At 34.7% G+C, this 15367-nt stretch carries 14 protein-coding genes; 6 read left to right on the top strand and 8 right to left on the bottom strand.

Annotation, left to right across the window (positions count from 1 at the left end; all coding sequences use genetic code 11):
- Positions 1-275 precede the first annotated feature (275 nt).
- The 4 genes from msrA (at position 276) to GUB10_RS01085 (ending at position 2190) form a co-directional block, all read left to right on the top strand.
- Positions 276-818 (top strand): peptide-methionine (S)-S-oxide reductase MsrA, encoded by a 543-nt coding sequence (msrA, locus tag GUB10_RS01100; protein ID WP_193709599.1) that lies wholly within the window; start codon positions 276-278, stop codon positions 816-818.
- 5 nt (positions 819-823) lie between these two features.
- Positions 824-1420, top strand: a complete 597-nt coding sequence (gene folE, locus GUB10_RS01095; protein ID WP_193709598.1) for a GTP cyclohydrolase I FolE — start codon at positions 824-826, stop codon at positions 1418-1420.
- Between the two features lie 45 nt (positions 1421-1465).
- Positions 1466-1771, top strand: a complete 306-nt coding sequence (locus tag GUB10_RS01090) for a hypothetical protein (RefSeq protein WP_193709597.1) — start codon at positions 1466-1468, stop codon at positions 1769-1771.
- Between the two features lie 179 nt (positions 1772-1950).
- A complete protein-coding gene (locus tag GUB10_RS01085; protein WP_193709596.1) occupies positions 1951-2190 on the top strand; it encodes a hypothetical protein in 240 nt (79 codons plus the stop codon).
- Between the two features lie 104 nt (positions 2191-2294).
- On the opposite strand, the gene GUB10_RS01080 is transcribed toward GUB10_RS01085, so the two are convergent.
- The 8 genes from GUB10_RS01080 to GUB10_RS01045 form a co-directional block, all read right to left on the bottom strand.
- Entirely contained in the window at positions 2295-4610 is a 2316-nt protein-coding gene (locus GUB10_RS01080) for a TonB-dependent receptor (RefSeq protein WP_193709595.1), read from the bottom strand.
- A gap of 47 nt (positions 4611-4657) precedes the next feature.
- Entirely contained in the window at positions 4658-4975 is a 318-nt protein-coding gene (locus tag GUB10_RS01075; RefSeq protein WP_193709594.1) for a hypothetical protein, read from the bottom strand.
- A gap of 3 nt (positions 4976-4978) precedes the next feature.
- The gene (locus GUB10_RS01070) at positions 4979-5284 is read right to left on the bottom strand and encodes a DUF6787 family protein (protein ID WP_193709593.1); all 306 of its coding nucleotides are present in this window, start codon (positions 5282-5284) and stop codon (positions 4979-4981) included.
- A gap of 44 nt (positions 5285-5328) precedes the next feature.
- On the bottom strand, positions 5329-5748 hold the full coding sequence (locus GUB10_RS01065) for a DUF6146 family protein (RefSeq protein WP_193709592.1): 420 nt from the start codon (positions 5746-5748) through the stop codon (positions 5329-5331).
- 167 nt (positions 5749-5915) lie between these two features.
- Entirely contained in the window at positions 5916-6536 is a 621-nt protein-coding gene (locus GUB10_RS01060) for a DUF937 domain-containing protein (RefSeq protein ID WP_193709591.1), read from the bottom strand.
- 63 nt (positions 6537-6599) lie between these two features.
- Positions 6600-7562, bottom strand: a complete 963-nt coding sequence (locus tag GUB10_RS01055; protein ID WP_193709785.1) for a D-2-hydroxyacid dehydrogenase — start codon at positions 7560-7562, stop codon at positions 6600-6602.
- Positions 7563-7717: 155 nt separating this feature from the next.
- Positions 7718-8782 (bottom strand): 3-phosphoserine/phosphohydroxythreonine transaminase, encoded by a 1065-nt coding sequence (serC, locus tag GUB10_RS01050; RefSeq protein ID WP_193709590.1) that lies wholly within the window; start codon positions 8780-8782, stop codon positions 7718-7720.
- A gap of 87 nt (positions 8783-8869) precedes the next feature.
- Positions 8870-9919: an acyl-CoA reductase gene (locus GUB10_RS01045; RefSeq protein ID WP_193709784.1), complete on the bottom strand. Its 1050-nt coding sequence runs from the start codon at positions 9917-9919 to the stop codon at positions 8870-8872.
- 135 nt (positions 9920-10054) lie between these two features.
- On the opposite strand from GUB10_RS01045, the gene GUB10_RS01040 reads away from it, so the two are divergent.
- Together GUB10_RS01040 and GUB10_RS01035 are read left to right on the top strand one after the other, a co-directional pair.
- Entirely contained in the window at positions 10055-10405 is a 351-nt protein-coding gene (locus GUB10_RS01040; protein ID WP_193709589.1) for a 4Fe-4S dicluster domain-containing protein, read from the top strand.
- Between the two features lie 524 nt (positions 10406-10929).
- Positions 10930-15264, top strand: coding sequence for a PAS domain-containing protein (locus GUB10_RS01035; RefSeq protein WP_193709588.1), 4335 nt, complete (start codon positions 10930-10932; stop codon positions 15262-15264).
- Positions 15265-15367: the final 103 nt, after the last annotated feature.

Below are 15367 nucleotides of genomic sequence, written 5' to 3'. Positions count from 1 at the left end.
TGATATTGCTATTTTTTTCGTGTGATCTTTTTAGAATGGAGTTTCCATGCTAAACTTTCAATTATTTAATTTCAAGTCATCTGTTTTTCTATGAAAGGCAGATAGTATAATTTTGATGAATTCAAGTAGATTGATCATTTTAGGTATTAAAGATGATTTTAAATGAATTAAGTTAAGATGATTATTTGTAAGCACTAATACCATTAAATTAAAATCAAGTTAAATCTACTATTTCTGTTTATTAATTATTTAGATTTGTTAAACAAAATTAAGCTATGAATTCAGGAAATTTAGAAGTAGCAACTTTAGCAGGAGGTTGTTTTTGGTGTACCGAAGCTGTATTTCAACGTTTAAGTGGAGTAGTGGAAGTAGTTTCAGGTTTTACAGGTGGAAATATTAAAAATCCTGCTTATCGCGAAATAATAACTGGCAGGACCGGTCATGCCGAAGCAATTCAAATTAAGTTTAACCCACAGGAAATAAGTTTTCAGGAATTGTTATATGTTTTTTTTGCAACACATGATCCTACCACGCTTAATCGGCAGCAAAATGATGTAGGCACGCAATACAGAAGTGCTGTGTTTTATCATTCAGAATCACAAAAAGAGCAAGCTGAATCCATAATTGCTGAACTTGACAAAAAAGAGGTTTTTACAAATAAGATTGTTACAGAGGTTACCTCGGCAAAAGAGTTTTATATCGCCGAAAAGGAGCATCAGAATTTCTATAATGAACACAGAGATCAACCCTATTGCCAATATATAATAGACCCTAAAATAAAAAAACTAACCGAAGTCTTTTCAGACAAATTGAAATAATAAAAATGGCTTATAAATTTAAAGAAGAATATAATATTGAAGTTACCGGTGGCCTTCAGGAAAATTACAAAAATATCCTTGAAGGTATTGGAGAGGATGTGAAGCGCGAGGGAATTGAAAAAACACCAGAAAGAGCGGCCAAAGCCATGCAATTTTTAACCCAGGGTTATAAAATGGATGCTGAAGCCATCTTAAAAAAAGCCATGTTCAAGGAGAGTTATGATGAAATGGTAGTGGTAAAAGATATTGAGTTGTACTCTATGTGTGAACACCATATGCTACCGTTTTTTGGAAAAGCCCACATAGCTTATATCCCTAACGGCCATATTGTAGGTTTAAGTAAGTTACCAAGGGTGGTAGATGTTTTTGCAAGAAGGTTACAGGTGCAGGAACGCTTAACCCACGATATTTTGGAGTGTATAAATAAAACAATGAAACCAAAAGGAGTGGCTGTGGTTATAGAGGCAGTACACATGTGTATGATGATGCGTGGCGTACAAAAACAAAATAGTGCTACAACAACATCTGGCTTTAGAGGGCAATTTGAAAAAATAGAAACCAGAAATGAATTTTTAAAGCTCATTAGCTCAGATTTAAAATAGAGAATTGGCACTTTATTTGCTTCATTAGCTTAAAAAGTATTTAAAATGAAATTATTAAAAGATAAACTATTTGTAAAAAGCCTTGCGTATGATGCTATAGGGATGGTCACTGTGGCAATTCCTTTAATAGGACCATTTCTGGATTTATTATGGGCTCCATATGCTGCAAAGAAAATGGGGGATATGTACCCCGGTAAAAAAGGAAAAGTAGCTTCGGTACTGGTTTTTTTAGAAGAAATTCTTCCAGGAACCGATATTATACCAACATTTACCCTTATGTATTTTTACACATTTGTTTGGAAAAAGAATAGACACTCGCAACCTAGAACTATAGAAGTAGAAAGCTATTAAGATACTTTTAAAGTATCATAAAAGAGGCTAATATTGGCCTCTTTTTATATTTCTAATTATCAAGACTGACTGGTCTAAAGACGTTAAAACTGTGTTATTTGAAAGCTTTTTAACGTTATTGTCAGTGGATTACTGTGATATTGAGAATGTAAATCAATACTAAGTAATAAAACAAAATTATGAATAATCAGGTAATTGAAAAGGGGATAGTATGGCTTAAGAGAGCCGTTATTTATAAAGCAGGAAAAACAATTCTCAGAAAACCTGCCGGTGTTCTTGCCGTTGGTGCATTAGCTGCCGGTGCGGGCGTGGCTGCTTACAGTTATTTTAAGAAAGACCATAAAAAGAATTTAACCCATATAGATGATATAGAAAATAATAATCCCGAAATAAAAGGGAAAAAGAAAATCGTGGTATAAAGAAGATTTAAAAGATTAAAAAATGCCTCACAATTTTAAAATTGTGAGGCATTTTTTGTTTCAATTCAAATATTTTCAATTTATAACAATTCTTGAACTCTAAATTAGAGTATCCAATTAACCGAAACTGAAAAATTTCTTCCAATATTAGATATGCCGTCTGGTTTTAAACGGGATAGATGCGAAATATAGTTTTTATTTAAAATGTTATTAGCACTAACTCCAATTCTCATTTTGGTAGAATTAATGGAAAACTCTCCTCCAAATCCGGCTCCTAGCAGGCCATAGCCTCCGGTTCGGGTTTCGAAGGCACTCACATTATTTTGATCAAAAACATTTTTTAAACGTACAAACGCATATTTACTGTATACTTTTTTTACGGGGTCTTCAAACTCTACCCTAAAGGTATTTGTAATAGAATTTGCAGGAATTAAAGGTAGGTATTCTCCATTGCTTCTTTTACCGGTAACTGTTTCAAAACTACTTTCCAGGTGTAACCAGTCTAGTGGATGCGGGTGAATATGAAGCCCTATTTCGCCTCCGTATAATTCGGCATTGTTTTGTGTGTATTGAAAAACAGGGTTTTCGTCTATTAATTCTCCGGTAGGCTGTAGATAAATATAGTCTTTAATAGTGTTGTGGAAACCATTAACAAAAGCTTCAAAATGCTTATTTCGCCATTCTAAAGAAAGGTCTACCTGAAAATTTTGTTCGTTTTCTAAGGTATTATCTCCAACCTCATATCTATTGGTTCCGTGGTGAGAACCATTAGAAGTCAATTCAGATAGGTTGGGAGCGCGAAACCCGGTAGCCAAATTTAAACGGGCGCTAAGTTTACTTGTAATATTATATTTTGCGCCTAAAGCACCATTAATACTTTTATACGAATTATTCAAGGCTGCAATTTCACCACTTTCGTGCTCGTGTTCTTCTTCGTGTCCTTCTTCAGTATGTGCTTCTTCATGAGCTTCTACTGCTTCACTATCAATATTTCTCAAATCATACCTAATTCCGCCCTGAAAATCCCATTTTTCAAAGTGCAAGTGGGTAGTGGCAAATACGCCAAAGTCTGTTGTAGTGGCGTCAGGAATTAAAAGTTCTTCTCCATAATTGGTATTGGTTTGGTGCATTCCCTGAACTCCTATAATTGTTTCAAACTTACCGGTTCTTGGTAAATTATATTTAAGGTTATAGTTTAAAGTTTCCAAATGCATTTCTAAAGCAGGGTGATCTTCGCCTTCCTCCTCAAGAGCGTGTTCTTCACCTTCTTCTGTGCCGTGCTCTTCCTCGTGGTGATGCTCTTCAAATTCTTTTCTGTTATTATATTGATAACCTATTTTAAAATCCAGACTTGAATTTTTGAAATAAATTTTATTGTCTAAACTTACAATATGGTTATCTATTTCCTGATAAGGAAGAAGAGGGTCTTTAGCAGTAGATTGTGTACCAATTTCTTCGGGTATTCCAATATTGGATTTGTTAAAGTTATACCTTAAATCGGTTTTAAATTTAGCATCCTGATAGCCAATCCCTGCTTTAAAATCGGTTTCATTAAAACGGGTATTGGTAACTCTTTTGCCATTTCCCGTTTTATAATCGCTATGAGTAGCGTAACCTCCACGAGCAAGAAACTTTAACTTTTCTCCCGAAGTTTTTGCCATTAAACTTCCCTGGTAGCCTTGTGTATTGCTAAAATAGTTGACATCTGCTTCGGCGTTGGTTTTGTTTGCAGCGGCATAACGTTCAGGGTTTAAGTAAAGGACCCCGCCAATGGCATCGCTGCCATAGAGTAGGGAAGCAGGGCCTTTTATAACCTCAACACTTTCAATTCCTTTAGAGCTTATTCCTAGCCCGTGCTCGTCTCCATATTGCTGGTTTTCCAACCTCACTCCCTGGGTATATACCAAAACGCGATTAGAGCTTAAGCCCCTTATTACCGGTTTTCCAATACCCACGCCTGTAGTTAAGCTTTCTACCCCGGCTATCTGAGCAATTCCATCACTTAAGGTAACGGCGCCTTTTTGATTTAAGTCTGCGATATTTTCTCGTTCTACCCGCATTACATTTTCACTTTGCAATTGATGAAAAGGCGTAGATACGATCACTTCTTCCATTTCTATGGCCGATTTTTCCAGTACGATATTTAAATTAGAAGTTTCAGGAAAATTCAATTCTTTAGAATAGGTCGCAAATCCTATAGATGAAACCAATACTTTAAATGTTCCATCAGGAATATTAGCGATACTAAAATTCCCGTCTATATCACTCATATCGCCTTTATTGAGTTCAGGAAAGTAAATGTTGGCACTAAATATAGGTTCTCCGGTTGCTGTATTGGTAATTTTGCCCGAAAAAGTATTTTGGGCATATATAATAGGGGTCACTGCCATAAATAGCAATGAGAAAAGTAAACTTTTCATACAAAATCTTTAAATAATTATACTTCTAACAAATAAAAATCGAAATGTTAGGCAGGCATAGGTGGGCCGCGAAGCTCAAACGGAAGCCTTTGATAATCACTTAAAAATTGATAAAAATCGAAAAATTGTTTTTTTACACGCTTCTCAGCGAAGGTTTCAAAATTAATGAAGCTTGTAATGAGAGCCAGATTGTTATTGAATGAGTGTAACTCACAATCAATACTGGTTGCATGAAAGTGTTCAGCGGCATAATTATCGCATAATTCATGGCCGTGGCCGCTAAAAATATGCGAAAAACTTAAAGCCGAAGGCATTAATAGCATCGCCGCAATTAAGCAAACAAATATGTGTTTAAATAATTTCAAATGTTACTGTTGAAACAATTTTGAGAGACCTAACCGGCTTAACATCTTCTTTTGAAAAGCCCAAAAGAATGTAAACTGGCCAAAGATCCAACCAAAACTAACCAATAGTACCTGATAGATAGGGAAAATGAGTAAAATTCTAACACCCCAATAAACAGCCCAGTGGGAAGTTGTTTGATAAATACCTAAAAAATTACAAAGGGGCCCGGCTAATTTAGCCGATACAGATCCTGTGATTGCAAATACTATAATAATTATAAAAATTTGCCAGTTAGAATCTATACCCCAACGCTTTTTTAATTTATTCATACGGCAAAAATACTAAAAGCTTCGAAGAATTAAAATAAACATTGTTAAATGCGCGTAGGTACTGAAAACCTTTGATTGTAGTGTCGACTAAAATATACGAAATAATTGTAGAGTAAATAATTAACTTCGTAACCATAATCTATTGAAGGATCGTAGTTTATTTCCTGAAGATATAAGTCTGAATTATAAATTTGAGGTTGGCTAACCCTTTGATTATAATCTGAAACTAAAATTTTGTTTTTGTTTTCTAAATACTGTTGGGAGTAATAGCCCTCTGGCTTGGCAACAGAATTTATAAATAAATTAAAACCGGGCTCAATAATAATAATTTCATATTCTAAACTATCGTTTGCAATACGTACGGTATCTTCATTGATTTGGGAATCGCCCAACTTTCTATTTTTGGAACTTCCGCAACTGTATAAAAATAAACCAAATAATAATATATAAATGAAATTCTTCATTCTTGCTTTTTAACTCAACTTGAGAGGTTCTTGAACTTGATACTTATTGTAAAGAATAGCCCGGTTTTTAATTCAAAATCAAAAAATATTTTTTCATTTAATGCTTCGTAGACTACCCATGTGGGGTAATTTACTTATAAAAGCCTTAAGAAAAATTATAAGTGTCTTTATTTGCCACCAAACATACCACCGAGTAAGCTTCCGCCTTTTTTAGGGTTTTTGCCGCCTAAAACCATACCTGCTACATCGTCAATTACACTACCGTCCCCATCAGAATCCAATAAAGTTTCCAGCATAGATTGGTCGTGTGAGGAACTGGACCCCATTACCGATCCCAGTAAATCAGATAGGCCAGAAGCACCAACATTGTCTTTTCGTTTCTGTTGTCCTAAAAGCCCCATAACAACCGGTGCTGCCATTTCAAGAATTTTGTTTACAGAGTTTTCGTCCATATTTAAGCTTCCGGCCAAGGTTTTGCTTATTCCATTTTGCTTAGAACCTAAAACATGGCTTAAAATACTACTGCCTTCACTGCTAAGTTCTTCGGCTTCCCTGTTTTTCAGATTGCTTAGAACATCCCCATTATGTTTTTCACTTTGAAGGGCCTTATCCAAACTTTTGGCACCTTCTGCATCATTAGTATTTCTTTTCATTGCACCAAGAATTAATGGCAAAGCCATTCCAAGTGCTGTAGATACTTTTCCTTTATCTTCAGAAGTTTTTTCGCTGGCCTTATTTACCAACTGTTCCCCAACTTGTGTATTCAATAAATCTAGTATAGAAGCCATATTGTTTTTTTTTTAATAAGTTGAATTTACGTTTTTTAAATAATTTTATAAGTTAAAACTTTATTATATTCTATTTTTTTTGAAATACGAAATTATATGTTGAGCGAGTTCTATCCCTATGCGGTGTTGCGCTTCGAGGGTAGAGGCACCTATATGTGGACTTAAAGAAAGTTTTTCGTTCATTAATAGCTTGATTGCCGGTCTTGGCTCAGCCTCAAAAGTATCCAATCCTGCAAAGGAAACTTTTCCTTCTTCTATGGCATCTAAAAGAGCAACTTCATCAATTACCCCGCCACGTGCCGTATTAATAATACCTACGCCGGGTTTCATGGCTTCAAATTCTTTTTTGCCAATTAGGGGGGTAGTTTGGGCCGGCACGTGCAATGTTATAAAATCTGAATGTTTTATTAGCTCTTCAACAGGTTCTGTTTTAATTGGGATAGCTATATTTTGGTGATTGTAAAATTCTAAAGTAATATTTACTTCTCCCTCTTCTTTATCGCTAGCAATAACCTTCATTCCAAGGCCTAAAGCTATTTTAGCCACTTTACGTCCAATTTTGCCGAAACCTATAATTCCAAGGGTCTTTCCTCTTAGCTCAATTCCTGCTGAATAAGATTTTTTTAGTTCTCTGAATCGCGATTCTCCTTCCAGAGGCATATTCCTATTAGAATCAAATAAGCTCCTAACTCCGCTAAAAAGATGAGCAAACACCAATTCGGCCACAGAATCTGAAGCTGCAAGTGGGGTGTTTATAACTTTAATTCCTTTGCTCTTGGCATATTCAACGGCTATATTATCTAGGCCAACACCAGCTCTACCTATTAATTTTAAATTCTTACAGGCATTTATGAGCTCTTTATCTACGGTAGTAGCGCTTCTAACCAATAAAACCTGTATTTTTTTTGAATTGATATATTCAGCTAATTGTTCCTGGGCTACCTTAACTGCTATTACTTCAAAACCTGCATTTTCAAGTTGTGTAACACCTTCTTCGGAAAGTCCGTCGTTTGCAAGTATTTTTATATTTTCAGTTTTGGTTGCGGGTTGTTTAAAAAAATCTTCAGGCTTCATAGGTTTATAGTTTAATCCCTTGCACGGGAATATGATACAGGTTTATGCTTATTTACCCTGTATAAAATTATATTAGTCAATAGTATATTGGCCTAATAAAATGATTTTTAAGATTGTTTTTCTAGTTTTTTCATGGCATTAACAAGTACTTCTACACTTGCTATATCTAATGCATTATACATAGAGGCACGGTAACCACCTACGCTTCTATGTCCATTAAGTCCATTAATACCAGCTTCTTTCCAAAGTTTATCGAAAGCCTCTTTTTTACTTTCGTCTGTAAGGTTAAAAGTAGCATTCATTATAGAGCGATCTTCTATTTCAGCAAAACCTTTAAACAAAGGATTACGATCTATCTCTTTATATAAAAGCTCGGCTTTTTCAGCATTTCTTTTTTCCATAGCCGCAATTCCGCCGTTCTTTTTAATCCATCGTAGGGTTAAAAGAGAAACATAAATGGCATATACAGCCGGGGTGTTAAACATACTGTCTTTCTCCAAATGCACCTTATAATTTAGCATTGATGGAATTTCACGCTCTACTTTTCCTAAAATATCTTCTTTGATTATTACGAGGGTAGTTCCTGCTGGCCCCATATTTTTTTGGGCCCCTGCATAGATAAGATCAAATTTTGTAAAGTCTAATTCCCTGGAAAATATATCGCTACTCATATCGCAAACCAGTGGCGCATCAACTTGAGGAAAGTCTTTTATTTGGGTGCCAAATATGGTGTTATTGCTGGTGCAATGAAAATAATCTACTCCTGCTGTAACTTTATAATCTTTAGGGATATAGTTGAAGTTTTTATCTTTTGAAGAAGCAACTTCAATTACTTCACCAAACAGCTTAGCTTCTTTTATAGCTTTAGAAGACCAGGTTCCCGTATTTAAATAGGCTGCTTTCTTATTTAATAAGTTATAAGCAGTCATTAAAAATTGCATACTTGCACCGCCCTGCAAGAATAGCGCTTTATATCCCTTATCTTTAAGTCCTAAAAGTTCCAAAGATAGGCTTCGAGCCTCTTCTATAACTTCTACAAAGGCAGGGCTTCTATGGGAAATTTCCATAATAGATAAGCCAGATCCCTGATAATCTAAAATACCATTGGCGGCTTCTTTAAAAACTTCTTGCGGCAATATACAAGGACCGGCGCTATAATTATGTTTTTTCATAGTTGGTTTATAAAAGAGGGTTAGTCTATTAAGATTTGTATTGAATTTATTTGATTATTTTAAATCTAAAGCATCAGCTTTCCTAACTTAAATTTTTTCTAAAAATTGTAAAGTATCTACTCCATCGGCGTATTCCCATAACCTGGGGTGTTGGGTTTGTCCAAAACCTACTTCGGTTTCATTACCAACAACGCATTGTAGTTTGTCTTGATGCTCTTTAAGGGTTTTTTGAAGCTGGGCTTCATTTTGGTATTTTTCATAGAACAAGGTTGCGATGGGGGAGCCAAAGCCTTCATCTTCTTTTAAAATTAGAAAACCATTTTCTAAAAGTTTAAATTCACTCATTAAATACACCGCTTTGTTATAATCGTAATTATTGGTGTATTTTGCTGAGTTGAGTAAATTTTTCCAGGAATAAATTGCTTTAAAAAAGTCATCAAAATTGTAATTTTCAGGGACATATAATTTCGATACATTTCTGCAACCTAATCCAAAATACCTAAAAATATCTTCTCCCAGGGCCTCCAGCTCAGTTGTACTTTCTTTACCGGTAAGTATGGCAACCGAGTTCCGGTTTTTTCTAATAATACTTGGTTTTCCTTTAAAGTAATATTCAAAATAACGTGCCGTATTATCACTACCGGTAGCGATAACGGCATCAAAACTGCCTAGCTTGTCTTCAGTAAATTTTATTCTGTTTTTAAATTCGGGAGCGATATCTATTAAAAAACTGGCAATAACCGGTAATAATTGCTTGTCGTTAGAAGACTGCTTCACCAGTACATTATGTCCTGAAATTAAAACCGAAATAAAGTCGTGGAATCCAACCAAAGGGATGTTTCCTGCCATTACAATGGCTACGGTTTTTTGTTTTTCCTGATTAAACGTGTAAGGTTTTAGCCAGGTTTCTAAATTATTTGGGGTTAAGGCCTTGCTCCACTGTTGAAGTGAAAAAATCACATTTTCACGGGTAAACCAACCATTATAATGAATAGCCTGATCTATTTTATCATTTAATTCATTAAAAAATCTTTCGTTTTGTGGTGTGATTTTTATTGAATCACTAGAATTGTCTCCAAATAGGCTCAAGAATTTTCCTACTTCAACAAAATATGATTTTCTTTCTTCGATTGTCATTTCCATATTTGGTTATGATAGCCAATGGCTTTAAATTTGTAACGCGAAATTAAAACTTAAGCAGGCAAACTCCTAAAAATACCTGGGAAATACCACATAAGTTTTACGTTTAATAATTTAGAAAGAAATAAAGCTATGGCAATTGTTATAACAGATGAATGCATAAATTGCGGAGCCTGCGAGCCCGAATGCCCCAATACGGCTATTTATGAAGGTGCAGACGATTGGCGTTATGCCGACGGCACCGATTTAGAAGGAAATATAGTATTACCTAATGGAAAGGAAGCTGATGCTAATGAGGCTCAAGAACCTATTAGCGATGAGATTTATTATATCGTACCCGATAAATGTACAGAGTGTAAAGGTTTTCACGAAGAACCACAGTGTGCAGCGGTTTGTCCGGTAGATTGCTGTGTTCCCGATGATGAGCATGTAGAGAGTGAAGAAGAATTACTTGGGAAACAAAAGTTTATGCACGAAGAGTAATAAACTTATTTGCCGAAAAGTAGAGACTTAACTACTATTGCTTGTCTTGAAATTCGATAATTTTTTATTGGCGCTGCCAAAGATTATATTACCCCAAGGCTTGCCTGGAAATTAAAGTTGGTTTCTAACGAATGCCTCCCGGGCTTGGCCTGAGGTAGTTTAATTAATTTCTCACGGGAAAACCTCCGTACAGTTTAATTAGATACAATTTTAAAAAAGATCCTGTTTTAATAAAGCAGGATCTTTTTTGTTTAATACCTAATTTTTCAGGGTTGGAAAATCTTTATTGGTACCGGCAAAGGGTGTAAATTTAACCAGATGTTAAATGGCATTATTTTTATATTTTGAGGCAACCCTGGAGTCTCGATAACTAATAGGATAAATTTCTTTTATTAAGTAAAGTGAATAACCGAATATAAACTGTCTCTTTTTCTTTAAGTAGATGAGTTTTTTTAGTAGATTTTAAGTAATTTAAACAAGAAATAAACTTCATTTAAATATTAAGCCCCATAACTCTATTTATAATGATAAACCCCAGTCAATTAAAGGAGATATTTCATTCTTTTCCAGATAGCTGTCTATTGTTGCAACCACATAATGGAGAGTTTAAAATATTAGAAGCAAATCGGTCTTTTGAGGAAAAAACTGAAATAGCAAAACATAAAATTTTAGGGAACGATTTGTTTGAGTTTTTTGAAAAACTAAGCCTTGGGCAGAAGGGTTTTGACATACTTAAAAAATCTTTGGCCAAAGTTTTGGAGTTGGTAGAGGCAGATCAGATTTTGGAACTGGAGTATAAATCTCGTGATACTGAAACCGGTAGTTTAAAGACTAAAGTTTTGGAAGTAGATAATATTCCTATTAAAGATAAGCATGGGGTGATATTAATTTTACAGAGATTTAGAGATATCACTGAACTGGTTCTAGCTAGAAAAAAAGAGCAGACCTCATTAAAAAAGCTTCAGGATAATGAAAGGTTATTAGAAGAGACCCAGGAAGTTGCCCAAATAGGTAGTTGGGTATTTAACCTGGAAAGTCAGACGGTATACTGGTCCAGTATGGTAAAACAGATTCATGAGGTGCCCGAAAATTTCAAGCCAAAATTGGAGGTTGCTATAGATTTTTATAAAACTAAAAGAGATCAAACTAATATAAGGAGCGCTGTAAGGAAGGCAGTAGAAACAGGGGAGGAGTTCGATCTTGAATTAGAAATTACTACCGCAAAAAAGAATGATAAATGGATAAGGGCTACAGGTAAACCAGAATTTAAAGAAGGTAAATGTGTTCGGATATATGGAGCTACACAAGATATTACTTCACGTAAACAGGCAGAAACAAGACTTAAAAATATAAACAATAACATCCCTGGCGTTGTTTTTAGGTATAAGCTAAAACCTAATGGGGAGGATGAGCTAATATATGTAAGCGAAGGTGCTATAGATCTTTGGGGAATTTCATCAAAAGATGCAGTTAGGGATAATGATAAAGTATGGAAGCTGTTTCATGAAGAGGATATGGATGAAATTAGACGAAGCTTTGCAGATTCATCTAAAAATTTAAATTTATGGTCTCACGAGTGGCGTATAAAGCATCCTAAAAAAGGTATTAGGTGGAACAGAAGTGTTGGTTCTCCTAATAAGTTTTCTGATGGTAGTGTAATTTGGGATGCTATAATTATGGATGTTACGCAAGAAAAATTAGCTTATGATATACTTCAATTAAACGAATCCAGACAGCGAAATTTATTAGAATCACAAACCAACTATGTGATTAGAACCGATATTGAAGGGAATTATACTTATTATAATAAAAAATTTGAGGAAGATTTTAATTGGATCGCAGAAGGTGGTGACTTACTCGGTAAAAGTTGCTTAACAACAGTTATAAAGAAAGATCATGAAAAACTAAAAAAAACTGTAAGTAAGTGTAAAGAAAATCCAAACCAAATATTTCAAATAAAGTTAGAAAAAGCGCGAAAAGACGGTAGCATACGAACAACACTTTGGGATTTTGTAAGCTTAACAAATTCAGAAGGTCATCCTACCGAGATCCAATGTATTGGAATAGATGTTTCTGAAAAATACAAAACGGAGCTTGAGCTTAATAAAACCAAAGAAAAATACCGTAGCTTAATTCAAAGTATTCAAGGTGTTTTTTGGGAAATGGATGCTGAAACCTTTGAGTTTACTTTTGTTAGTCATCAGGTTACCGATATCTTAGGCTATGAACCGGAAGAGTGGTATCATGATGCTTCTTTTTGGCAGGATCATATTCATCCGAAAGACAGGCAGGAAGCGGTTCAATTTTGTCTTAATCAAACAAAAAAAGGCCAAAATCATAGTTTTGAATATCGAATGCTCAAAAAAGATGGCACTTATCTGTGGTTGAGCGATATGGTATCGGTAGTCAAGGAAAATGGGAAAGTAAGATGGTTAAGAGGAATATTGACAGATATATCTCAAAGAAAACAAATAGAAGAGAAGCTTCATTTAAGTGAAAAACGTTTTAAAAGTCTTGTTCAGGATGGCAGTGATCTCATAGCTGTATTAGATAAGGATGGAGGGTATCACTATGTTAGTCCAACGTCAACCCATGTTCTGGGATATAATTCAGAAGAAATCAAGAATAAAAATGCTTTCGATTTAATTCATCCTGCCGATGTGGACCGGGTAAAAGCAAAATATAATGAGGTGCTTTTCCAAAAGAGAGTGCCGATTAAGCCCTTTAGAATTAGGCATAAAAATAATACCTGGTTATGGTTGGAAACCACCCTTACAAACTTATTAGAGGACTCTTCTGTTAAAGGTATAGTTTCTAATGCCAGGGACGTTACCGAAAAGAAACAATTTCGTGAACAGGAGAACCTGGAACGTGAGGTTTTGGAAATGAATTTTAACAACGCTTTTCGCTTAACTAAAATTCTTAATTTTTATTTAGAAAACCTGGAAAAAATAAACTCCAATACTTATTTCGTAATACAAAAAGTTGAAAAGAATAAACTATTTAATTGGGCTTCAGGAGCTATACCTTCTAAACTAAGTAAAGCATTAAATGGGCGTGAAATAAACGATAGTACAGAAATATGTGCTTTAGGTGAGAATGGGAAATCACTAATTTCAAAAATTGATAATGCAGTAGATTCTAACCTAAAAACCTTGGCAAAAGAAAATAAAATCGATTCTTGTTGGTCCTATCCCCTGGTTGATATAATGGGAAACACCATGGCGGTTTTGGCTGTTTTTTACAAACATGACCCTGAGCCTAATAAAATTCAGGAAGAAAGAAAGATTAGTCGCTCTATAGGTTTATTACAATTAATTATAGAGTTTCAACTTAATGAAATTGCTTTGAAACGCAGCAATCAATTGTATGAGTTTGTTAATAAGGCCACCGAAGATGCGATGTATGATTGGGACATCCCAACAGATGATATACAATGGGGTGATGGGTTTTATAAGATGTTTAAATTTCAAAAACAGGAAGAAAAGTTTCCTTTTAGTAAATGGCTATCATCAATACACCCTGAAGATGTAGATGAAATAACCAGGGGCTTAGAGATCACCCTTAAAAATAAGAATACAAATAAGTGGTATGCAGAATATCGTTTTCAGACTTCAGCGGGTAATTTTCTTGATATTATTGAAAATGGCTATATCATTAGGGATGAATCCGGGGAGGCTAAAAGAATGATTGGGGTACTTAGGGATCTTACAAAATTAAGGGTTTACGAAAAGGAGCTGGAAGCAGCTAACGAAAGGTACCATTATGTTACCAGGGCAACATCTGATGCCATTTGGGACTACAACTTAATAGATGAAAGTGTAATTTGGGGCGCGGGTTTTGAAAAATTATTTGGACATAGCCTTAAGAAATTACCACCTAATTTAAGTGTTTGGTATGAAAATATTCATCCTGATGATCGTGATAGAGTTGATATAAGCCTTAAAAATGCTATAAATGATGATAGTGAACTGTGGGAGGAAGAATACAGGTACAAGAATATTAGCGGACAGTATTTAGATGTTTTTGATAGGGGATTTGTGGTTAGAAATAACGGGAAAGCAATTAGAATGGTAGGGGCAATGCAGGATATTACCCGTAAAAAGCAATATGAAATATCTCTTGAAAAGTTAAATTCAGATTTAAAGAAGAGAGCTAAAGAATTGGCTGTTTCGAATGCAGAACTAGAACAATTTGCTTACGTAGCTTCTCATGACCTTCAGGAGCCTTTGCGCATGATAACCGGATTTCTTACGCAATTAGAAAAGAAATACGCTGAAGTGTTAGATCAAAAAGGATTGCTTTATATAGATTTTGCCGTAGATGGAGCAAAGCGCATGCGCCAAATTATCCTGGATCTTCTTGAGTTTTCAAGGGTTGGTAGAACCGAAGATAAATTAGAGGTAATTGATATAAATGAGATAATTGATGATGTAAAGCATTTATATAGAAAAAAAATCCTGGATAAAAAGGTAAAGATCATAAACGCTAATCTACCTTTAATCAAAGCACCTAAAAGTCCGGTAAGACAGGTGTTTCAGAACCTAATTGGCAACGCAATTAAATATAGTAAAGAAGGAATAGCAGCCGAGGTAAGCATAAAATTTAAGGAAACCAAAGATTATTGGGAATTTAGTATAAAAGATAATGGTATTGGCATAGATGCCGCATATTTTGAGCGTATTTTTGTTATTTTTCAACGCTTGCATCATCGCGAAGAATATTCCGGTACAGGAATGGGATTAGCGGTAACCAAAAAAATCATAGAAAATCTTGGTGGTAAAATATGGTTGGAATCAGAAGAAGGAACGGGTAGTGTGTTTTATTTTACTATATCGAAGAATTTTATTGAAAATTAACGTTAATTCAATGTTTTTGTGTGTTTTTCTGTAAAATTACATTGATTTTATTTAGCGATAATTATTAATATCTTTACCATATAACACAAAAGTCTAAAAAATT

Origin of the sequence: Salegentibacter sp. BLCTC (genome assembly GCF_015143665.1) — a bacterium.
In the GTDB taxonomy this organism is placed as follows: Bacteria; Bacteroidota; Bacteroidia; order Flavobacteriales; family Flavobacteriaceae; genus Salegentibacter; species Salegentibacter maritimus.
Note: the sequence above shows the minus strand (reverse complement) of the source record. Positions and strands in the feature narration are given on the sequence as shown.